Annotated in this window: 22 protein-coding genes; 3 read left to right on the top strand and 19 right to left on the bottom strand. The window is 55.0% G+C overall.

Going from position 1 to position 22,084, the window contains the following annotated elements:
• Positions 1 to 17 precede the first annotated feature (17 nt).
• The 13 genes from nusA to FHI25_RS06160 form a co-directional block, all read right to left on the bottom strand.
• On the bottom strand, positions 18 to 1,574 hold the full coding sequence (gene nusA, locus FHI25_RS06220; RefSeq protein WP_063086093.1) for a transcription termination factor NusA: 1,557 nt from the start codon (positions 1,572 to 1,574) through the stop codon (positions 18 to 20).
• Between the two features lie 9 nt (positions 1,575 to 1,583).
• A complete protein-coding gene (gene rimP, locus FHI25_RS06215; RefSeq protein WP_210516047.1) occupies positions 1,584 to 2,084 on the bottom strand; it encodes a ribosome maturation factor RimP in 501 nt (166 codons plus the stop codon).
• Between the two features lie 510 nt (positions 2,085 to 2,594).
• Entirely contained in the window at positions 2,595 to 3,314 is a 720-nt protein-coding gene (locus FHI25_RS06210; RefSeq protein ID WP_210516045.1) for a tRNA (guanine(46)-N(7))-methyltransferase TrmB, read from the bottom strand.
• A 144-nt stretch (positions 3,315 to 3,458) separates the two neighbouring features.
• Entirely contained in the window at positions 3,459 to 4,631 is a 1,173-nt protein-coding gene (metK, locus tag FHI25_RS06205) for a methionine adenosyltransferase (protein WP_210516043.1), read from the bottom strand.
• A 305-nt stretch (positions 4,632 to 4,936) separates the two neighbouring features.
• Positions 4,937 to 5,407, bottom strand: coding sequence for a helix-turn-helix domain-containing protein (locus tag FHI25_RS06200; protein ID WP_210516041.1), 471 nt, complete (start codon positions 5,405 to 5,407; stop codon positions 4,937 to 4,939).
• A 111-nt stretch (positions 5,408 to 5,518) separates the two neighbouring features.
• Positions 5,519 to 7,096, bottom strand: coding sequence for an apolipoprotein N-acyltransferase (gene lnt, locus FHI25_RS06195; RefSeq protein WP_210516033.1), 1,578 nt, complete (start codon positions 7,094 to 7,096; stop codon positions 5,519 to 5,521).
• Entirely contained in the window at positions 7,089 to 8,030 is a 942-nt protein-coding gene (locus tag FHI25_RS06190) for a hemolysin family protein (protein WP_210516491.1), read from the bottom strand. The genes lnt and FHI25_RS06190 overlap by 8 nt, the downstream gene beginning before the upstream one ends.
• 87 nt (positions 8,031 to 8,117) lie before the next feature.
• Positions 8,118 to 8,708 carry an rRNA maturation RNase YbeY gene (gene ybeY / locus FHI25_RS06185; protein ID WP_210516031.1) on the bottom strand — a complete coding sequence of 197 codons (591 nt, stop codon included), beginning with the start codon at positions 8,706 to 8,708 and terminating at the stop codon, positions 8,118 to 8,120.
• Positions 8,692 to 9,795, bottom strand: coding sequence for a PhoH family protein (locus FHI25_RS06180; RefSeq protein ID WP_210516023.1), 1,104 nt, complete (start codon positions 9,793 to 9,795; stop codon positions 8,692 to 8,694). The genes ybeY and FHI25_RS06180 overlap by 17 nt, the downstream gene beginning before the upstream one ends.
• Positions 9,792 to 11,183 carry a tRNA (N6-isopentenyl adenosine(37)-C2)-methylthiotransferase MiaB gene (miaB, locus tag FHI25_RS06175; protein WP_210516021.1) on the bottom strand — a complete coding sequence of 464 codons (1,392 nt, stop codon included), beginning with the start codon at positions 11,181 to 11,183 and terminating at the stop codon, positions 9,792 to 9,794. The genes FHI25_RS06180 and miaB overlap by 4 nt, the downstream gene beginning before the upstream one ends.
• Before the next feature lie 169 nt (positions 11,184 to 11,352).
• Positions 11,353 to 12,258 (bottom strand): lysophospholipid acyltransferase family protein, encoded by a 906-nt coding sequence (locus tag FHI25_RS06170; RefSeq protein ID WP_210516019.1) that lies wholly within the window; start codon positions 12,256 to 12,258, stop codon positions 11,353 to 11,355.
• Entirely contained in the window at positions 12,255 to 13,049 is a 795-nt protein-coding gene (locus FHI25_RS06165; protein ID WP_040822534.1) for a GNAT family N-acyltransferase, read from the bottom strand. The genes FHI25_RS06170 and FHI25_RS06165 overlap by 4 nt, the downstream gene beginning before the upstream one ends.
• Before the next feature lie 162 nt (positions 13,050 to 13,211).
• Entirely contained in the window at positions 13,212 to 13,634 is a 423-nt protein-coding gene (locus tag FHI25_RS06160; protein ID WP_008888851.1) for a Fur family transcriptional regulator, read from the bottom strand.
• Positions 13,635 to 13,887: 253 nt separating this feature from the next.
• Here FHI25_RS06160 and FHI25_RS06155 point away from each other — a divergent pair, with 253 nt between their 5' ends.
• Positions 13,888 to 14,136 carry a sulfurtransferase TusA family protein gene (locus FHI25_RS06155; RefSeq protein ID WP_063086111.1) on the top strand — a complete coding sequence of 83 codons (249 nt, stop codon included), beginning with the start codon at positions 13,888 to 13,890 and terminating at the stop codon, positions 14,134 to 14,136.
• A 166-nt stretch (positions 14,137 to 14,302) separates the two neighbouring features.
• Here FHI25_RS06155 and rimI read toward each other — a convergent pair whose 3' ends face one another.
• Positions 14,303 to 14,821 carry a ribosomal protein S18-alanine N-acetyltransferase gene (gene rimI, locus FHI25_RS06150; protein WP_210516017.1) on the bottom strand — a complete coding sequence of 173 codons (519 nt, stop codon included), beginning with the start codon at positions 14,819 to 14,821 and terminating at the stop codon, positions 14,303 to 14,305.
• Positions 14,818 to 15,591: a tRNA (adenosine(37)-N6)-threonylcarbamoyltransferase complex dimerization subunit type 1 TsaB gene (gene tsaB, locus FHI25_RS06145; RefSeq protein WP_246878914.1), complete on the bottom strand. Its 774-nt coding sequence runs from the start codon at positions 15,589 to 15,591 to the stop codon at positions 14,818 to 14,820. The genes rimI and tsaB overlap by 4 nt, the downstream gene beginning before the upstream one ends.
• A 46-nt stretch (positions 15,592 to 15,637) precedes the next feature.
• On the opposite strand from tsaB, the gene ddpX reads away from it, so the two are divergent.
• The gene (gene ddpX / locus FHI25_RS06140) at positions 15,638 to 16,198 is read left to right on the top strand and encodes a D-alanyl-D-alanine dipeptidase (protein ID WP_063086120.1); all 561 of its coding nucleotides are present in this window, start codon (positions 15,638 to 15,640) and stop codon (positions 16,196 to 16,198) included.
• Positions 16,199 to 16,261: 63 nt separating this feature from the next.
• On the opposite strand, the gene ugpC is transcribed toward ddpX, so the two are convergent.
• The 4 genes from ugpC to FHI25_RS06120 form a co-directional block, all read right to left on the bottom strand.
• Positions 16,262 to 17,341, bottom strand: a complete 1,080-nt coding sequence (gene ugpC, locus FHI25_RS06135; protein ID WP_210516013.1) for a sn-glycerol-3-phosphate ABC transporter ATP-binding protein UgpC — start codon at positions 17,339 to 17,341, stop codon at positions 16,262 to 16,264.
• Positions 17,342 to 17,346: 5 nt separating this feature from the next.
• The gene (locus FHI25_RS06130) at positions 17,347 to 18,201 is read right to left on the bottom strand and encodes a carbohydrate ABC transporter permease (protein WP_210516011.1); all 855 of its coding nucleotides are present in this window, start codon (positions 18,199 to 18,201) and stop codon (positions 17,347 to 17,349) included.
• A gap of 2 nt (positions 18,202 to 18,203) precedes the next feature.
• Positions 18,204 to 19,055 (bottom strand): sugar ABC transporter permease, encoded by an 852-nt coding sequence (locus FHI25_RS06125; protein WP_246878913.1) that lies wholly within the window; start codon positions 19,053 to 19,055, stop codon positions 18,204 to 18,206.
• A 190-nt stretch (positions 19,056 to 19,245) separates the two neighbouring features.
• Positions 19,246 to 20,490 (bottom strand): ABC transporter substrate-binding protein, encoded by a 1,245-nt coding sequence (locus FHI25_RS06120; protein ID WP_210516008.1) that lies wholly within the window; start codon positions 20,488 to 20,490, stop codon positions 19,246 to 19,248.
• Between the two features lie 240 nt (positions 20,491 to 20,730).
• Between FHI25_RS06120 and FHI25_RS06115 the strand changes: the two genes are divergently transcribed.
• Entirely contained in the window at positions 20,731 to 22,062 is a 1,332-nt protein-coding gene (locus tag FHI25_RS06115) for a GH1 family beta-glucosidase (protein ID WP_210516006.1), read from the top strand.
• Positions 22,063 to 22,084: the final 22 nt, after the last annotated feature.

The raw sequence follows: 22,084 nt of genomic DNA, 5'->3' as shown, positions 1-22,084 counted from the left end.
GCATCCTCCGATCGGCCTTAGGCCTCTTCGCTTTCCGCGGATTCTTCGGTCTCTTCTTCAAGACCTTCGAACCAGCCAAGCTTGCGACGGGCTTCCATGATCATGTCGTTGGCCTGATCCATGGTAATGGAATCGGCATCCCCGACATATTCGATCAGCTCGTCACTGGCGAGATCCGCGAAATCTTCAAGGTTTTTGACGTCGTTTTCACCAAGGCGAACAACAACAGCCAGCGACAGACCCGGGAATTCAACCAGGTCATCGGCAACCTTAAGCTCTTCGCGACGTTTCTGAAGACGCTCGGCCTCTTCGGCAAGGAAGGTACGTGCGCGGTTTCGCAGCTCTTCGGCGATTTCTTCTTCGAAACCTTCGATTTCGGCCAGTTCTGCCAGCGGCACGTAACCGACTTCCTCGATCGAGGTGAAGCCTTCGGCGACCAGGAGATGGGCGATAACTTCGTCAACATCAAGCGCCTTGATGAACATTTCCGCACGCTTGCGTGCTTCTTCCTGACGACGTTCGCTTTCGTCTTCCTCGGTCAGAATATCGATATCCCAACCGGTCAGCTGGGACGCCAGACGCACATTCTGACCACGACGGCCAATGGCAAGGCTCAACTGATCGTCCGGAACGACGACTTCGATACGGTTGGTTTCTTCATCAATCACAACCTTGGTGACTTCGGCCGGGGCCAAAGCGTTCACAACAAAGGTTGCCGGGTCTTCCGACCACTGGATGATGTCGATTTTTTCGCCCTGAAGTTCGGCAACAACCGCCTGGACACGCGAACCGCGCATACCAACGCAAGCCCCGACCGGGTCGATCGAGCTGTCCGAAGACAGAACCGAAATTTTCGCGCGCGAACCCGGGTCACGGGCAACCGATTTGATTTCGATGATGCCGTCGTAGATTTCCGGTACTTCCTGGGCAAACAGTTTTGCCATGAAGGTCGGGTGGGTACGCGACAGGAAGATCTGCGGGCCGCGCTGTTCACGACGAACATCAAGGATCAGGGCACGTACCCGGTCACCCTGACGAACCGTCTCACGCGGGATCAGTTCTTCACGGCGCAGGATGGCTTCGGCACGACCGATATCGACAAGAACGTTGCCAAACTCGACACGTTTGACGACGCCATTGATAACTTCGTCGGCACGGTCCTTGTATTCCTCGTACTGACGTTCGCGTTCTGCGTCGCGCACTTTCTGTACGATGACCTGTTTCGCGGTCTGGGCAGCAATACGACCAAAATCAATCGGCGGCAGCGGATCAATCAGGAATTCACCAAGATTGATGTTCTCGTCACGAATACGTGCCTGTTCGAGCGACATCTGGGTGAAATCGTTTTCGATTTCATCGGTGACTTCGATGTAACGAGCGAGTTTGATTTCGCCGGTTTTGCGGTCGATATGGGCACGAATGTCATGCTCGTGACCATATCTGGAACGGCCTGCCTTCTGGATGGCCTGCTCCATAGCACCGAGAACCTCGTCACGATCAATGCCCTTTTCACGGGCAACGGCATCTGCGACCTGCAAAAGTTCCGGCCGCGGCATTCCCGAAGTTGCTTCCATATCCAACCTCTATTCTGCGTTATCGTCATTCCGGCGGTCGCCGGTGACGTGCGCGATCAATTCATCTGTCAGGACCAATTTCGCTTTTGCGATATCGGCCAACGGCAACAAGACACGTTCGCCATCTACAATCAGGGCGACCGTATTATCTTCAATCCCATCCAGCACACCGCTGAAACGGCGACGACCATCCTTGGCCATCACCAGTTCGACCTTTGCCTCAAATCCCTTCCACACGTCAAAATGCGCGGCACGGGTCAGCGGGCGGTCGATACCCGGGGAACTGACTTCAAGGTGATAGGCACCTGAAATCGGGTCCTCGACATCCATCAGGGCAGAAACCGTACGGCTGATTTGGGCGCAATCTTCAACGTTGATGCTGCCTTTCGCACCCGGGCGATCTGCCATGATCTGCAGGATGTTATGGTCCTGACCTGTCATCGAAACCCGAACCAGCTCAAAGCCCAGCGCGTTGATTGACGGCTCGATAATCTCAACGATTTTCGCCATCAACGGGTCTTTTAACTGTTGTCCAATCAGCTCAGCCATAAAGCGATGCCATACCCCAAAAAGCACAAAAGAGCGGGCGCAGGGCCCACTCTTTGTCAGAATTTACAAAAAGCTTGGCGGCCTTATACAGCCGGTTTACGCAAAAATCAAGTCAGGATACCGGCTGCCGATGCCATTCAACCTAAGGATTCCGCCCGTGACAGCAAACCGCGGACATGCATCACAGACGAGATCAAAACACCCGCCCCCGATAGCCCGGCGGACACTGTGCGCTACCAACCCGGCAAACGCCTGCACAGCCTGACTTTTGTCTCGTTCGAGGACGTCGGACAAAACATGTTTGGGGCGCATAGATACCTCATACACATCCATACCGGCGGGACGAACATGCTTTGCCTATCTTCATGAAACAGTAAAGTCAGGACGCCGTGATCACCCCGTCATGCCGGAATCGCAGCTCTGCCCTGAACCTGCCGACTCCCGTCAGACAGAATCCAAAGGAGGCTATGATCAGGACTGACGTGGCTTGCGGCGGAACCGGAGATAGTTGCACTTCTTGCCCTGACGCAGCGCCTTTTGCTCATAGCGGGTTTTGACCCAATCGCTTGGCGGCGTGCGCCAATCATCCGGGCCTTCGGCCAGCCATTCGAAATCCAGATGGTTATGCATGTGCTGCAACGTCCAGGAAATATACTGCATATCGTCACTGGCGACCCGGAACTCGGCCCCGTCTTTGAGAAGACGGGCAAGCAGCGCCAGATTCTTGGGTCCGATAAAGCGGCGCTCGGCGTGGCGCTTCTTTGGCCAGGGATCGGGAAACAGCAAAAAGGCCCGATCAAAACAGGCATCAATCAGCTTATAAAGCAGCGGGCGCGAATCATCGGCCACCACGCGCACATTGGTCAGATTACGCTCATCAAGATGGCGCAGAAGGCTGCCCACCCCGTCCATAAACGGCTCAGCACCAATAATCCCCACCGTCGGATTGGCCTCGGCCTGACCGGCCAGATGCTCCCCGCCGCCAAAGCCGATTTCAAGCCACAGCTGTTCGGGCGTGCCATCGAAATAGCTGTTGGGATCGACCCCGGCTGCGTCGGGATAGTTAATCCCGATCTTTGGCAGCATGGCATCCACAAGGGCCTTGCGAGAGTCCTTAAGCGGACGGCTACCGCGACGGCCATAGAAATTCGGGCGATCAGGGGTCGGAAGCGGACGGTCTTTGTTGCGCATGGTCGTTTCTGTCGATCAGGGTCGGAATTTGTGGATCAGGCGGACTGAAAATCAAAACGGGCGGCCCGAAATGTCCGGACCGCCCGCCTCTTATCACGTCATGCGATTTTGGCAAATCGCACTTTTTAACGCGCTTTCTGTCAATCAGGCACCAAATGCCGATTTCAGGTCGCTGACCAGATCGGTGCGCTCCCAGGAGAAGCCACCATCTTCGGTCGGCTGACGGCCAAAGTGACCATACGCAGAAGACGGCGTATAGATCGGACGGCACAGCGACAGATGCTCACGAATGCCACGCGGGCTGAGATCCATCAGCTGACGCAGAACGTCACCAAGCTTCAGTTCGTCAACATTACCAGTGTCATGGTTGTTAACGTACAGCGCCAGCGGCTTGGATACGCCAATCGCATAGGCAAGCTGAATGGTGCATTTTTCGGCAAGACCAGCCGCAACGACGTTTTTCGCAAGATAACGCGCAGCATAGGCAGCCGAACGGTCAACCTTGGTCGGGTCCTTACCCGAAAACGCGCCGCCACCATGCGGGGCCGCACCACCATAGGTATCGACGATGATCTTACGACCGGTAAGGCCGGCATCACCATCAGGACCACCAATCACGAAACGGCCTGTCGGGTTGATGTAGATTTCATCAGCCGGCGGCATCCAACCTTGCGGAAGGGCTGCTTCGATATAGGGCAGAACCAGCTCATGAACATCGCGCTGCGAAAGACCGTCGGCATGCTGGGTTGAGACAACAACCGAAGTTGCCGCAACCGGCTTGCCGGCAGCATAGCGCAGGGTTACCTGGCTTTTGGCATCCGGACCGAACTGCGGCACCTTGCCGGAGTGGCGGTCAGCGGCCATGGCGCGCAGGATACGATGCGAAAACTGGATCGGGGCCGGCATCAGTTCATCGGTTTCGTTACACGCGTAACCAAACATGATGCCCTGGTCACCGGCGCCAAGGTCTTTTTCACCAGCGGAGTCAACGCCCTGAGCAATATCAGAAGACTGTTCATGCACATGGCATTCGATCTCGGCCGTCTTCCAGTGGAAGCCATCCTGCTCGTAACCGATATCACGGATTGCCTGACGGGCCTTTTCGATCATGACCTCTTTGGTCACGCTTTCAGGACCGCGAACTTCGCCTGCCAGAACCACACGGTTGGTGGTGGCAAGAGTTTCGACGGCAACGCGCGAATCTTCATCCGCGGCAAGAAAAGCATCAACGATGGAATCGGAAATGCGGTCACAGACTTTGTCCGGATGACCTTCCGAGACGGATTCACTGGTAAATAGATAATCGGAAAGAGACATATAAGACCTTCTCCGGTAATGGGTTTCCAAAACTGGACCGGAGGGCTCCCGATACGAGGCCGTATCGATAGCGCCCACTTAGCCTTTTTTTGTGTGGTGGCAAGCGGTCCAAATCCGTCCACAATGTCAGTCCGAGTCGAACTGTCTCGTCGGTTGTGCCTGATCGCTATTTGAAGGTCAAGCATCATTGACGCAAAACCGTAATCCCGATGGCAGTGCATCCCGGGTAGTAGTGCTCAAAAGACAAAGACGTAATTCACGGTCTGTGAAATACGTCTTTTGCCCAAAACCATCGATCGAATCGACTATTTCTGGTCGGAATCAGTGCTCTGCAATGCACCCATCGATTTGACGAGCTCAAAGATTTTCTTGCGCTGGTTCGGATCGGTAATCCGGTAGTAGGCACGCACCAGTTCAAGCGTCTCGCGACGGTTCATCGGATCGTTGTCAAACGGGTCCGGACTTTCCGACATTTCCCGACGTTCATGCACCGATTTCGACGAAATCTCGTCGGGCATGTCGTCAAAGAAGAATGATACAGGCACTTCAAGAACCCGCGACAGGTCATACAGACGCGATGCACCAACGCGGTTGGCACCACGCTCATACTTCTGTACTTGCTGGAATGTCAGGCCGATCGCTTCACCAAGCTTCTCCTGGCTCATGCCAAGAAGAGTCCTGCGCAAGCGAACACGCGCACCAACGTGAATATCGACAGGATTTGGAGCACCACTTGCGGTCCGGCCACGGCCCCGACCGCGTGTGTTCTTTACCATCTTAGTTTCATCCTTAGGCGACATTTTATGGCAGTTCCTTCTCTCACTCCGGCCTATCCGTCCTTGTTTTGAGGGACAATTTCTGGACGGTTTGGCAAAATTTTCAGCCGCCTAGAGGGATTTTGCGTTGCGTTTATATCCCATAGCGAGAACGGCAAAGAAGGTAACAATACCGTAAAATAGCAAGTCACGCCACAAATAATATACTGTTGTATGGTTTTTGTTACTCGAAAGGGGGTGCACCAAGATTCCCCTCTCTCCTAAACCCAAGTCAGTAAGCTTGCGCCCGTAGGCGTCAAAGACAACCGATACCCCGGTATAGGCTGCCCTTACGAGGGGGCGACCCTCCTCGATGGTGCGAAAACGGGCTGCGGCCATATGTTGATATGGGCCTGCGCTGTGTCCAAACCACCCGTCATTGGTGACATTTAAGAGCCAGTCGGGTTGATGACCGTCGTCAATCACCGCTCCCGGGAAAATAACCTCATAGCAAATCAGCGGCGAGAAACTCGGCATACCGTTGACAGACAAGGTCTGCGGCCCCGGTCCGGCCGAGAAATCGGTCCGCCCTGCTGTCAGTTTCGGGAACGGCAGGATGGATCGGAACGGTACATATTCACCAAACGGCACCAGATGAAACTTGTCAAAGCTGGCGACAATATGACCGGTGGCATCAATCACCTGAATGGCATTCCAGACCTTGTATTCATCCGTGTCACGCGGATAGGTCCTTGGTGCCCCGGTAATCAGGATGTCATCAGGTCCCAACACACCAGCCATTTGCATGCGGGCCTGTGTCTGGGTCTCCACAAAAAAGGTCGCGGCGGTTTCCGGCCAGATCACGATGCGTTTTTGATCCGGACGCAGGGTTTCCGGTCGGCGCGACATATCAAGCAGCAGCGAGAAATGCTGGTTTTGCAGTTCGGGCAACCATTTTTCCCGTTGGGGGATATTGGGCTGAACAATTTGCACAATCGGCACGTCGGCTGGCAGCTCTGAAAGGGCAACTTCGGTCTCTGCGGGCCCAACCATCATCAGGCGCACCGCACCGCCACCCCAAAGGGCCACCGCAATCATGATCCCGCCAAGGGCTGCTATCTTGCCGGATTTTCCGGCAACAAAGGCCGCGGGCAAGGTTGCAAAAAGCGCCGTGACAAAGGAAAGACCATAAACCCCGACAACCGAGGCAAACTGCATGGGTGCCGCATCAATGGCCCAAACATGGCCCAAAAGGTTCCATGGAAAGCCGGTCAGGATATGACCGCGCAGATATTCCATCACGGCCCAGAAAACGGCCAGCAATACTGCGCGCCTAATCAGGCCATTGCCCAAACGCCAGCTCGCCCAAACGGCAAGCATCGGAAAAATCGCCAATCCGCCACCAAGCCCCAAAAGGGCAAACGGAATCATCCAGCCATAGATTTCGGGCTGCACCAGAAAGGCGTGACTGACCCAGTAAAAACCGGCGGCAAAATGGCCGGTGCCAAACCACCAGCCAGCAGAAAGCGCCCCCTTGTTGCAACGGACACCTTCAAGGCTCCAGAGCAAAACCGCAAAGCAGATTGGTAAAACCGGGAAGATAAAGAAAGGCGGCAGCGCCAAAACCGCCACCGCACCGGACAACAACCACACAAAACGCCTGCGCCAGCCTGAAAGACCGGCAAGTCGGCGCGCCATGGCCTCAATCATCCGCTTTTTCCTGCTTTTCGATTGCTGCGGCGGGATCCTCGTCCTCCCGGCGTATCATGTGAATACGCAGACGACGGATGCGCCTCGGATCGGCATCAAGGACTTCGAACTGAATGCCACTTGGATGTTCAATCAATTCCCCACGCGCCGGAACGCGCCCGGCCAACGAGAAGACAAGCCCACCAAGCGTGTCGATGTCTTCGTCTTCGTCCTCGTCAAGCAATCCAAAGGAAAGCTTTTCTTCAAGGTCTTCGACCTCGAACCGGGCATCAGCGATATAGCAACCATCCGAAAGACGGATCAGTTTCGGTGTCTGGTCGATATCGTGCTCGTCATCAATCTCGCCGACGATTTCTTCCACCAGATCCTCGATAGTGATCAGACCATCAATCCCGCCGAATTCATCAACAACAAGCGCCATGTGCGTACGCGACAGCCGCATTTCCGACAGAAGATCAAGAACGCGAATGGCTGGCGATACGAACAAAACCCGACGCAACAGCGACTGCAGACTGAATTCCCGACCGGCAGCAACACAGCCCAGCACATCCTTGATGTGAACCATGCCGGCAATGTCATCAAGGGTATCGCCATACACCGGAAGCCGCGAATGGGCCTTCTTGACCATCACTTCGACCAGTTCTTCAAGTGCGATGGTCTTGGGAACCGCCACAATATCGGCGCGCGGAATCATGACGTCTTCTGCCGTCATGTCGCGAAGTGCAATGATGTTTTCAAACAGGGAACGTTCGTGCAGCGAGACCGGCTCTTCATCTTGTTCGGTCCGCTCGGCGAGTTCTTCAAGCGTATCGCTGAGCGAAGCTTCGCCGTTGCGGGATTTGCCCCGCTTGAACCCCAGGGCCGAGGCCACGTTATCCCATAAGGACCCGTTTTCAGCGTCCTGAATTGTTTCCTCGCCAGTGCGAGGGCGCATACTCTCGTGGTCGTCGTCGCGTTGACTAGAGTCGTTCATGGGTCGGTTTCGACATCCTATAATTCAAACAAACCGTGTGCAGGGCTACTAAACCGGTTCATCTTCAATCGGTTCATAGGGATCATCAATCCCAAGTCCGGCAAGAATTTGACGTTCAAGTTCTTCCATCTCTTCGGCTTCATCATCAACCATATGATCGTAGCCGACAAGATGTAGCGTGCCATGAACGGCAAGATGAACAAGATGATTTTTCAATGGCTTTTGCTGTTCGATGGCTTCGCGCGCACATGTTTCACGCGCAATCACGATATCACCCAGCATCAAGGGCATATCTGGCACCATCATAAATGCATCGGCATCCTCGGCACTTTCAAGGGCGGCAAAGGACAGCACATTGGTCGGTTTGTCCTTGTCGCGATAATCGCGATTGAGGATCTGAACCGACGCATCATCTGACAAACGCACCCCGATCTCGATCACCGGAGCAACCGATAAAAGCGATGCACCATCGCCTTCATCTTCGGTGCCGTCGGTCGGCACCGCGTTGTCATCCCAAAGGGCACCGTCGCCAAGCGCGCCATCAAGGGCCGCGATCACGGCGGCTTCGATGGCCGCGATCTCGTCCTGATGCCAGTCGCCTGCTTCGACCTCAAGGTCCAGTTCAAGCGGTGCCGTCATCACCAGGATCCTTGGCTGCGCTGTCCTTGTCCCCGCGATAGCCCTTTTTCAGGCGATCACGCAGGGCATCCGCCGCGTCATAGGCCTGGACAATCTTGGTCACAAGGTGATGGCGCACCACGTCACGCTGATCGAACTTGATTGTGGCTACGCCTTTGACATCACCAATGGTTTCAAGTGCATCGCGCAAACCTGATTTCGTGCCATCGGGCAAATCGATCTGGGTCATATCACCGGTTACCACCATGCGCGATCCTTCGCCCAAACGGGTCAGGAACATTTTCATCTGCATCGGGGTGGTGTTTTGCGCCTCGTCCAGAATGACAAAGGCGTGCGAAAGGGTACGACCACGCATGAAGGCCAGCGGGGCGACTTCGATCTCGCCACTTTCCATGCGCTTGATCACCACATCCCCCGGAAGCGTGTCATGCAGCGCGTCATAAAGCGGGCGAAGATACGGATCGACCTTGTCTTTCAGATCGCCCGGCAAGAAGCCAAGGCGTTCACCGGCTTCGACCGCCGGACGCGACAGAATAATACGATCCACCTGACCCAGAATAAACGCCTGCACCGCCATTGCGACCGCAAGATAGGTCTTACCGGTACCGGCCGGGCCGATGCCAAAGATCAGCTCGTTATCAAGGATCGCCTCGACATAGTCCTTCTGGCGTTTGGAGCGCGGCGAAATACGACGTTTTTTGGTCTGGATCGTCAGACGCGATCCACCAAACATGTCCTTGGTCTGGCCGCTCCAGGGATCTGTGTCGTCCGGTTCGGAAAGACGCACCGCACCTTCTACCGTTTCGACATCGATATGATCTATTTCCTTATCACGCAGACGCGCATAAAGCTGCGCAAGAACCTTTTTGGCCTGTGCGACCTTGGCCGGATCACCGGCCAGCATCACCACAAGCCCGCGGCTTGAAACCTGTACACCGGTCCGTTCAGACAAACGCGTCAGGTTTTCGGCCTGCGGGCCGTACAACACTTGCGCAATCGCGTTGTCCTGAAACTCGATCTGATCGGAATCCTTTGGGGCGTGTTTGGTTTTGGTGTTGGTCTTGCTTTTCGTGGGGGTGCCGCTCACGCAACGTTCCTTTCAGATTTCTGGTCGTTTCGGGTGGCATCGACCAGTTCGCCGCCAAGGGAATTAGGCAGCGCTTCGGTGATTTTCAAGCAAACAATCTGTCCAAGGGCTGATTCCGGCAAACCGCTGACATGAACTGGCTGCATATAGGGGCTTTTGCCCACCAACTGGCCTTCATACTTGCCCCGGCGTTCCAGAAGGACATCCATCTCCTTGCCGACACTGTTCTGGTTGAACACCAACTGCTGTTCTGCCAGCAGCGCCTGCAGGCGCATGATCCGTTCGGTTTTGACTTTTTCAGGCACCTGCAGTTCCATCGCCGATGCCGGGGTACCCGGACGCGGGCTGTATTTGAAACTAAACGCCTGAATGAAGGTGATGTCGCGCACGATTTCCATCGTGTCTTCGAAATCCTTGTCGGATTCACCGGGGAAGCCGACGATAAAGTCCGAAGACAGCGCAAGATCAGGGCAGGCATCCTTAAGCCGTGCTGCGATGTCACGATAATCCGCATTGGTATGTTTGCGGTTCATCGCCTGCAAAACGCGGTCGCCACCGGCCTGAACCGGCAAATGCAGGAACGGCATCAGCTTTTTAAGATCACGATGCGCCGAAATCAGATCCTCATCAACATCGCGCGGATGCGACGTGGTGTAACGAATGCGATCAAGCCCGTCGATTTCGGCCAATTCACGCAACAAACGGCCCAGCGTCCATTCGCCGCCATTCGGTGCTTCGCCGTGATAGGCATTCACGTTCTGCCCCAAAAGGGTCAGTTCACGCGCGCCATGGGCGACAAGTTGCTTGGCTTCGCGGATCACATCGGCACCGGGGCGCGAATATTCTGCCCCGCGGGTATAGGGCACAACACAGAACGTGCAGAACTTGTCACAGCCTTCCTGAATGGCCAGAAACGCTGAATAGCCCTGTTTTGAAACCTGCTCTGGCAGATGATCAAACTTTTCCTCGGCCGGGAAGTCGGTATCAACGATGCGGTTGCGGCCAACCGCGCGATTGGCGCGCGCAACCATTTCTGGCAGGCGATGGTAGGTCTGCGGACCAAACACCATATCGACCATCGGTTCGCGCTTCATCAATTCGGCCCCTTCGGCCTGCGCGACGCATCCGGCAACGGCGACAATCATCTTGTCACCGCCATTGGCTTCCTTGGCTTCCTTGTGCTTGCGCACGCGGCCCAGATCAGAAAACACCTTTTCGGCGGCCTTTTCGCGGATATGGCAGGTATTGAGGATGACCATATCGGCCCCCTCGGCGCTGTCGACCGGCTGATAACCCAGCGGCGCCAGAACATCCTGCATGCGCTGACTGTCATAGACATTCATCTGACAGCCATATGTTTTTACAAAAAGTTTCTTCGGTTCAGTCACGCCAGATCCGTTTCGCTCTCTCAAAACGCCGAAAAGCGGTGTGATCACTCACACCGCGCCTGAGTTCCGAACAATCGGTGATCGGAACTCCTCGGACATCTCGTTATCTGAAATCCCGGTCAGGTGAAACCGAATTTCACATCAACCGGGGCATTATACGGCAAAACGGTCAGGAGCCGAACTGTCGATCCGGACCAAACAGTCGAAAATCTTCCGAAATGATCGCAAGCGGCGAAAAACCAATCAGCTCGCCCGACAGATCGCTGTCAATCAACTGAACCGGCACACCCTGATGCAGGCCACGCAACGCTGCCTGATGTCCTTGGGCAACACGGGCTTCACACATCCGGGCAAGTTCCTTGCGTGATCCGGCTGCATCTGCCAGCGTCACAGGCGGATGGACAACAATCTCAACCGTCACCTTGCCGAGCGCGAGAAACTGCCACAAATGCGGTGCCAAGTCCATATCCCCGTACCAGGAATAAAATGCCCGCAAGTCGCGACCGATCGGTGCACCGTCAAGACGGGTGGCGGCAATCGAAATCGGCTGGAATTTGACCGGCGACCCATCGGGCATCACCCGCTCTGCCGCGGCAAACAGGGTCGACTTGAATGGCAACACACGGTTGCCGTCGTTGCTTGTCCCTTCCGGGAACAGGATCAGCTTGTCACCATCGCGCAAACGCGCGCTCAGTTGATCGTTCTGTTCGCGGGATCGGGCCGCACGGCGTTCGATAAAGGTGGTACGTGAAAGTTTGGCAAGCAAACCAAACACCGGCCAGTCGGCGACTTCGGTCTTGGCGATAAAGCTGCCACGGGTCAAGGCGCCCAACACCGGAATATCAAGATAGGATGCGTGGTTGGCAACGATCACACCCGGACCGTCCATCATATCAACACCCGAAACCCGGACTTCGATATGCAGGATGCGCAGGCAAAGGGCGTGATAGAAACGCGGCAATTCTTCAGCCAGCTTCAATCGTGCGGCAATTGCCACCATTTGCACCGGCAACAAAACCAGTGTCAGAAGCACATAGGCCATCAGGCGGATGGCAGCGCACACATAGCAGTTCACGATACCCTCGCGGTGCGTTCGTAATGCTTGTAATAGCGATCGGTTACCTTTTCGGTCGGCAACACGATGCAGATGTCGGTGGTGTTGAACTGATGGTCGACCACTGCCCCGTCACCGACAAAACCACCCAGACGCAGATAGCCCTTGATCAGCGGCGGCAGATCACGAAGTGCTTGGCGCTGATCAATGCCATCGATCTCGGCACGCATCATCGGCTCGTAACGATCAGCAATCGCACGCGGGCGCATGTCTTCGGGGGCAAGGTGATTGTGATGCAAATAGGTCAGAACATCCTTGAAGGCATCCGGATCGGTGCCATGGAAGGATGCGCAGCCAAACATCAGTTTGATATCGTATTTGAAAACATATGCCGCAATCCCCTGCCACAGAAGCTGCAAGGTCGGCATGGTGCGGTATTCGGCTTCGACACAGGAACGGCCAAGTTCCATGATCTCGCCGGTGTCTTTCACCGCATTAAGCATGCTTTCGATATGGTATTCATCAGCACTGTAAAAGCCGCCATGCTCGTTGGCTACTGACTGGCGCAGCAGGCGATAGGTGCCAACAACCGCATCGGCACCGGCACCGCGATTGTGATCAAGAACAAGCAGATGATCGCAGAGCGGATCATAGTGATCGAAGTCGCGCTTTTCGGCTGCCATTTCCTCGGTCGGTTTGGCGCCGCGTTCTTCATAGAACACTTTGTAGCGAAGCTTCTGGCTGGCGAGAATTTCGTTTTCATTCTCGGCAAGGCGAACCTCAAGCCGCTGAAGCTGTTTTTCGTCACGCATGACAACACCCTTTCGTTCAACTGCACGGATTTTGCGCAAGAACGGCGTGAAGAGCGAGTGAAGGCTTTGTGAAGAACAGGTAACAAAATTATGAAGGCCACTTGCCTGTTTCAGCAAGTGGCCTTGAAAACTGTAAGTTCAGTGCGCGATTGAACGCTGGAATTACTTGCCGTCTTTCAAAGGAACACCGTAAAGCTCAAGACGATGCCCCACCAGACGGAAGCCCAGTTCTTTCGCAATCTCTTCCTGAAGCTTTTCGATTTTGTCGTTCGAAAACTCGATCACCTCGCCCGAACGCATGTCGATCAGGTGATCGTGATGTTCTTCGGTCAGTTCCTCGTAACGCGCACGGCCATCGCCGAAATCGTGTTTCTCAAGGATGTCCGCCTCTTCGAACAGGCGCACGGTGCGATATACGGTCGCAATCGAAATCTTCGGATCAATGTCGGTCGCCCGACGATAAACCAGTTCAACGTCCGGGTGGTCTTCGGACTCAGAGAGCACACGGGCAATCACCCGGCGTTGGCCCGTCATTTTCAGGCCCGCGTCGATGCATTTCTGCTCGATAGTTGATTCTGCAAGCATTGTCTTGTTTCTCGTTTCCGTTTCCGGTTCCACCTGTCCCCAGCCGAGACGTGTCTCTGGCGTCGATCTCTTGTGGCTCAATATTGAAAAATCCGCCACATATCGCAAGGTTGAATTCGCGATAAATTCCGCTTCCTGTAGATCGCCGGTACTAACACCCTGCAATCACAATCATATCGGCATTCTTCTGGCCACTTGCTACCTGCGATGAAGGGCGCTACTTCAAAGTTACGCATCAAGGCAGGAGACCAACATGGCCACCGCAACCCCCGACCATAAAATAGACATCACAAACGACGTCTGCCCGATGACATTTGTGCGCACCCGCCTCAAACTCGAAACCATGACACCGGGTCAGGTTCTGGAGGTTACCCTTGGCGCTGGTGAACCGTTGAAAAACGTTCCGCGCTCGGTAACCGAGATGGGCGACGAAGTCGTCGAACTGGCCGAAATCACTGATACACCGGGAACCTACCGACTCATAATCCGCAAGGGATCATAAAACCGCCAGTTCCGATGCAGGCTTACACTACAACAGGTTGGCGCTCAAAACCACACTCATTATGTGGGTATAATCGATTAAAATTGTTCCAGATTGCCTAACACCCTATTGGCAAACAAAAATTCCTGCCATGGATCGAAAAGGTCACCGACATCGAAAAATTTAATTAGATCAGTCGTTCGAGGACCAAGGCATCAACTTTTCGGCCATTGGGCCGGGCATAGTAGCCCTTGCGACGCCCGATTTCGGCAAAGCCGTTCTGACGATAAAGCGCAATCGCGCCATCATTATCGACTGCGACTTCCAGCAAGATACGGGTAACACCCGCCGCCACGAGACGATCCTTGACCGCATCAAGCAATGCGCGTCCAACCCCCATGCGCCGGGCATCCGGGGCAACCGTGATGGTATTGATTTCCGCCTCATCGAGAACAGTCTGCATCAGAACAAAGCCAAGTGGCTGGTCTTTCGCATTTTTGGCCTGATCGCCGGGTCGATAAGCCAGAATGCCAAACGCACCGGGTACATCAAGCAACCGGATAATCGCATCCTCGTCCCAGGCATCATCAAACCCCTCGGCATGTAGCGCACTTGCCACCGTCGCAAAGGCCGCCGTCAAAGGCACCAGCACAATCTGCGAGGCGTCATAACCAGAACTGCCATCGTTGGATTTGGCCGGGCTCATTTCTTTTTCTGCGGTCCCTGATCTTCGATACGTCTTGCATCGGGGGCGCGCAGGTAAAGCGGCACCGGCGCCAGGTTTTCACCGGTTTCCCAACGCGCGGCCGCGATACGTGCCACATTGCCCGCCCGCGGAAGGCCGGGTGCCGTGCAATCATAAAAGGCGTCCGGCGCATGGGCAGCAGCGGTCAGAAGGCGCGGGGTCGCATCACCGGCAAGCAAGGTATCACCGGGTGGCGCCATCATCAGGGCCTGACGCGGGGCGACACATTCGGCATTGCTCAGCGGGCGTTTTTTACTGTCAAAAGCCTGGGCAAATATCTCGTTTCGTTTGCTATCAAGCGCGACCAGGATATTGCGACCCTGATGATCGCGCTCCGTCACGCCATAGGCGACGGCTTCAAGCGAACTGACGCCGACCACCGGGATCTTGCGCGCCAGACCAAGCGCACGCGCCGTCGAAAGGCCGATCCGCATGCCGGTAAACGCCCCCGGACCAACCGTCACCGCAATCCCGTCAAGATCGACAAGGTCGACTTTCGCGGTCTCAAGCGTCTTGGCAATGAAACCCATCAGGTGCTCTGCCTGACCGCGTTCCATATCTTCATAAAGTTCGCCTTTGACCTCGCCATTTATCAAGACGGCCGTCGACAGCGACGTTGATGCCGTATCAATCGCCAAAATTGTCGGACCGGACTTTTCCGCCTTTGTCTTTGCGGCGTCTGATGCGCTATGGTCGGCGCCATCTGATATGCGCGACTGTCCAGTCAGCATCTTCTTTATGTAATCGGTGAACGACAAGAACAGGGAGCCTCCGGCGATGGCGCTGGTCGAAATTACGCCTTACGAATATGATGTCGAAATTGATATCGTCTATGCCACGGATCGGAATTTCACCGGGGCACCGATTTATACACGACCTGCCTGCTATCTTCACGCGGATGCCGCTGCCTGTCTGAAAAAGGCCGCCGCCATGGCGCGTCGTCAGGGGGTGAAATTGCGCATTCTTGATGCGTTTCGTCCCCAGGAAGCCCAACGGGCCCTTTGGAACCATTCGCCCAACCCCGATTTCGTCGCCAACCCGGATTTCGGATCGCCACATGGTCGTGGTGTGGCCATTGATCTAACGCTGATTGATCAAAACGGCAAGGAACTGGATATGGGGGCAGGGTTTGATGAAATGCATATCCGGTCCTATCACGGATCTGATTTGATCTCCAAAGAGGCCGAAGCCAACCGCTTCCTGCTGCTTGGCATCATGGTCAGTGCCGGGTTCGAATATTACGATCATGAATGGTGGCACTATCAGTTGCCAAACGCACGGGCGCGCTATCCGCTGTTTTCCGACAGTTCGCTGCCCGAACCAATGATGGTCAAATAAACAAAATGGCGGTGCCGCAATGCACCGCCATTTTTCAAATCCAAGGCCCGCAAATGCATAAACTCAGCCGTGCAAAAGCGCCTTGCCGTTTTCCACATCAAACAGCGACATCCGCGCGCCATCAATCACGACCCTGATATCTGATCCCGACTTGAAGGCCTGTTCCGGGCCGCTTCGGGCGGTCATTTCCGCACCGGCGACCGCCAGACGCACATACTGATCGGGGCCGGTCGGCTCCGCCAGCACAACACGCGCCGAAATCCCGGCATCATCAAACATCAAATGTTCCGGCCGTGCGCCCAGTGTCATCGGACGCCCGACCAGATCATTGGCCTCGGCGGGGACATCAACCAGCGGCAATTTCCCGTTACCAGTGTCGAAAAAGACCTGATCACCATCGCGAACAAGGGTGCCATCGACGAAATTCATCGTCGGTGCCCCGACGAAGCTTGCGACAAACCGGTTTGCCGGGCGGCGATATACATTTTCCGGGGTGTCGGCCTGCTGGATGCTGCCACGATCAAGCACGACAACCTTGGTTGCCAGTGTCATTGCCTCGATCTGATCATGGGTGACATAGACAATCGTGCGGCCAAGACGTTCATGCAGGCGCTTAAGCTCGATCCGCATATCGGCGCGCAGCTTCGCATCAAGGTTCGATAGTGGCTCGTCAAACAGGAAGACAGCGGGCTCGCGCACCAGCGCCCGGCCAATGGCAACACGTTGCTGCTGCCCCCCCGAAAGCTGCGATGGCTTGCGATCCAGAAGCGGCGTGATCTGCAAAAGTTCCGCAACTTCGTTCACCCGTTCTTCGATCTCGGGCTTGGGCATGCCCGCCATCTTAAGGCCAAAGCCGATATTCTTGCGTACCGACATCGTCGGATACAGGGCGTAGGATTGAAACACCATCGCGATATCGCGCTCATCCGGCTCAAGTGCTGTTACGTCGCGCCCGTTAATATCAATCGCGCCCCCGGTGACTGGTTCAAGACCGGCAATCATGTTCAGCAATGTTGATTTGCCGCACCCCGATGGCCCCAATAGCACCAGAAAATCCCCGTCGGCGATTTCCAGATTGATGTTTTCCATCACCGTGATGCCGGCATAGGCCTTGGTCACATTGCGCAGTTCGACGCCATTCATTCCCGTTATCCTTTCACTGCACCTGCGGCAATGCCGCGCACAAACAGCCGCCCGGACAGCAGATAAACCGCCAGTGTGGGCAAGGCCGTCAGCATGGTTGCAGCCATATCAACATTGTATTCCTTCTCGCCGAACTGTGATCCGACAAGGTTGTTCAGTGCCACTGTCATCGGCTGGCCGGAACGCCCGCCAAAAGTCAGCCCCAACAGGAAGTCGTTCCAGATGTAGGTGAACTGTAAAATCATCGCGACACCCAGGATCGGCAGCGACAATGGCAACATCACATGCCAGAACAATCGCCAGAATCCGGCCCCGTCAATGCGGGCCGCCTTCAAAAGATCCTGTGGAACGGTTTTGAAAAAGTTTCTGAACATCATCGTGGTAAAGGCGACACCCCAAATGACATGCACCAGAATAAGTCCCTGAATGGATCCGAAGATCCCCAGTTCGCGGATCATGATGATCAGGGGATAAAGCGTTACTTGCGGGGGAATGAACATGCCCACCAGAAGGGCTGCAAACATCACATTCGCCCCCTTCATCTTCCACACCGCCAGCGAATAGCCCGTCACTGCGCCCAGCCCGACCGACAGGAACAAGGCCGGAATGACGATCTGTACCGAGGTCATGAACGAAGATGACAACCCGCCGCATTTTTCGCCAAGTGTCTGCGTGCAGTCACCAAACCAGGCTTTGCTCCAGGCGGCAAAGCTTGGGTCGGCTGGCAGGGTAAAGATGCTGCCATTCCTGATTTCATCCATTGATTTCAGCGATGTCGAAATCATGATGAAAACAGGGGCCATGATCATAATGGCCGCCAGGCAAAGCAATCCGTAAAGGGCCCATCGATTATATCGCATGATCAATGCCCCCGCCCGCCGCGCTCTTTTTTGAGCTCGAAATAGATATAAGGGGAAATCACGGCAATCACGGTGCACAGCAAGACAAACGCACCGGCCGCCCCCAAACCAAGTTCCTGACGGTTGAGGATATGATCGACAACAAATCGTGCCGGCAGATCCGATGAGAAGCCCGGTCCACCACCGGTAAGGGCGACGACCAGATCAAACGCCTTCATCACAATCGCACTCATCAGAATAAAGACCGTGAAGAACACCGTGCGCATCATCGGGGTGATGATATGCAGGTAAACCCGCCATACCGGGATGCCATCGACGCGCGATGCTTTCCAGATATTGGGATCAATGTTGCGAAGACCGGCCAGAAACAGCGCCATGCACAGCCCGACCTGCTGCCAGATTCCGGCAATCGCCAGCGTATAAATCGACCTTTCGGGGCGCACGATCCAGTTGAATTCAAACCCGGTCCAGCCAAGGGCACGCACGGCCTCTTGCAGGCCAAGCCCCGGATTCATCACCCATTGCCAAATCACACCGGTGACAATGAACGACATCGAAAGCGGCAACATGAAGAGCGTTCGAAACATCCCCTCTGCCTTGACACCGCGATCAATCAGAATCGCCAGAAAATAGCCAAAAACAACGCAGCCGCCGATAAACAGGAACCCGTGAATCGCCAGGTTCTGCATCGCCGTCCACCAGCGTTCATTGGCAAACAGCCGGACATACTGTTCAAAGCCGGTGAATTTATAGACGGGTAAAAGCCGTGAACGGGTCAGTGAAATGACGAAAGTCCAGATGATGAACCCGTAAAAGCAGACAATCGTAATTGTCATCGCCGGGATCAACGCCATCCCCGCGCTCCATTGCGGCCGCCAACGCTTTTTTCCAGACTTGAGTGTGAATTTTCGATCTTCGGAACGCTGCAACACGTCCGGTGCCGGTTCGGCCATGACATTCTCGCCTATTTATGGAGGCGCCGCTGCACCCACATCCATGGTTTCAGCGGCGCTTTTCCGCAATATCCGGAATTTCGCAAAATCGTTATTTTGCGTAGGAAATCGCTTGCTGGAATTGTGCCTGACCCTCTTCGGGGCTCATATCTGCACTGTTCCAGAAATTGGAGATGGTGTCATCAATCGCACCCGAAACTGCACTTGGCACACCAAACAAACCGGTGCTGACAAGGTGGGTTTTCTTGTCCTGAAGAGTTTTGATGGCGGTTTGGGCGCAGACATCAAAACTGTCAGCAGGCACGTCAAGACGGGCCGGGATCGATCCCTTTTTCTTGTTAAAGGCAATCTGCACGTCCGGCTCAAGCATCACCTGCGCCATCAAGGTCTGTGCAGGCGTTGCGTCTTCACCATCCATGGCCGAGAAGGCAAAGGCATCCACGGTCATGATATAGGCGGTATCAATCGCCGGGGCGAAGGCACATCCGACCGTCGTGCCGGGCTCAATCCCTGCTGCGATGATTTCACCCTTGGCCCAGTCACCCATGAACTGGAAGGCGGCCTCGCCCTTGGCGACCATGTTGGTCGCTTCGTTCCAGTTACGGCCCGGGCTTGCTTCGTCGACAAACGGCTTGAGCGCAGCAAAGGTTTCAAACACCTTGCGCATGGTATCGGATTTCAGAAGGTCATCATCAAGCGTGCTGTAAAGCTCGGCATAAAACTCACGACCGGCAACACCCAAAAGGACGCTGTTGAACATGATGCGCTCCTGCCAGGGCTGGCCACCCAAGCCAATCGGCGTAACGCCAGCGGCCTTGAGCTTTTCTGCCGCAGCAATGAAATCATCCCAGGTTTTCGGAACCTCGATCCCGGCCTCTTCAAGAACCGACGTGTTATAGAACATCCAGTTTTCACCATGGATGTTGATCGGTGCGGCAATGTAGTTGCCATCATATTTCGCAGCTTTGACGATCAGCGGCGGCAGCTTTTCATCCCAGTTTTCTGCCGTGGCAACGTCACCGACATTGGCCAGAAGCCCCTGATCAGCCAATTCGCGAAGTTGCTGACCAATGGAAAACTGAAATACGGCGGCCGCGTCACCACCCAGCATACGGTTCACGGCCGCTGCACGCGCATTGCCGCCACCGGCAATCGGGGTATCAACCCAGGTGCCGCCTTTGGCCTCGAACGCCTTGCGGATTTCGCCAAGGGCCGCCTGTTCACTTCCCGAAGTCCACCAGTGCAGGACTTCGGCAGTCTGGGCATGAAGTGCACCGGCAGATACACCGACGCTCAGAAATGCCACGCTTGCGGCAATCTTTGAAAATTTCATCATAACGGATGTTCCTCCCTAATGGACACGATCACGCCCGGCTTCTTGTTAAGTGATATGACCGGAAAATCGTAACGTTACGATTTTTTTGATAAGCGCTTTAATCACCCTTGTCAATCACGAAAACCTTACCATAATAGGCCAAGATGAAAGTACGGAAGATTTTTTGCTGTGCTTTTCGAAACGTTACGATTTTGGATGCGTTCAATAAAAGACATCCAAAGCTAGGGCAAGGAAGCGAACATGACCAAATCATTTCCTGACGGTTTCCGCTGGGGGGTCTCGACATCAAGTTATCAGATTGAAGGCGGCGCAAAAGATGACGGACGCGGTGCCAGCATCTGGGACACATATTGCGCAACGCCGGGCCGCGTTGCCAATGGCGATGATGGCAGTGTCGCGTGCGACCATTACCATCGCTGGGCCGAAGACCTTGATCTGATCAAAGGATTGGGCGCAACCCATTACCGGTTTTCGATAATGTGGCCACGCGTGATGCCCGAGGGCACCGGCAAGGTGAACGAAACCGGCATTGATTTTTACAGCCGCCTGATTGACGGCATGCTTGAACGCGGGCTGGATCCGTGGCTGTGCCTTTATCACTGGGATCTGCCACAGGCGCTTCAGGATCGTGGTGGCTGGACCAACCGTGACATTGTTGACTGGTTTGGCGACTATACCGAACTTCTGGTCACCCGACTTGGTGACCGGGTGAAATCATGGGTCACCTTCAATGAGCCGAATGTCGTTGCCTGGGTCGGCCATGAAGAAGGCCGCCACGCACCGGGAATTACCGATCCGCGTGCGGCAATGCGCGTTGCCCACCACCTGAACCTGTGTCACGCACGCGCAACCCGGGTGATCAAAAACCATTATCCGGATGTGCCGGTCGGTTTCGTGTTGCCGATGCACAAGGGCTATACGCTTCCGCACCGTCGTGAACAGGATGCGCATCTGATTGATCTGTTCGAAGCCAAATGGAACGGCATCTTTTTGGACCCGGTATATTATGGCCGCTATCCGGAACTGATTATCGACCGGATGGAGCCCCATATTCAGGATGGCGATCTTGAAGCCATCAAGACCAAGGTCGATTTCCAGGGGCTAAACCAGTATTTCCCAAGCTACATTCAGGCCGCCGAAGGCGCTGCATGGCCGTTCAAACATGCCCAGCCGCCAAACTATTTCCGCCGCACGGAAATGGGCTGGGCGATTGACGGGGATTGCTTCTATCAGACCATGAAAATCCTTCAGGATGATTATGGTAACCCGCCTGTTTTCATTACCGAAAACGGTGGTGCCTTTACCGATATCCCGAAGGCAAACGGCCAGATTGATGATCAGGACCGCATTGCCTATTACACCGAATATCTCGAAGCCCTGCTTCGTGCGAAGTCCGAGGGTGCCGACATTCGGGGCTACATGCCCTGGTCGCTTCTGGATAATTTCGAGTGGGCATATGGCTATGAAAAGCGTTTCGGGCTGGTGCATGTTGATTACACCACCCAGAAACGCACCCCCAAGGCATCCTATGATTTCATGCGCAAGGTGATTTCACAGAACGCATTGCCTTAGGCCAACCGGGCGCTTAGATTGT

Source organism: Thalassospira sp. ER-Se-21-Dark (genome assembly GCF_017922435.1).
Classification (GTDB): domain Bacteria; phylum Pseudomonadota; class Alphaproteobacteria; order Rhodospirillales; family Thalassospiraceae; genus Thalassospira.
The sequence above is the reverse complement of the archived record's forward strand: the minus strand, read 5'-3'. Positions and strand labels throughout refer to the sequence as shown.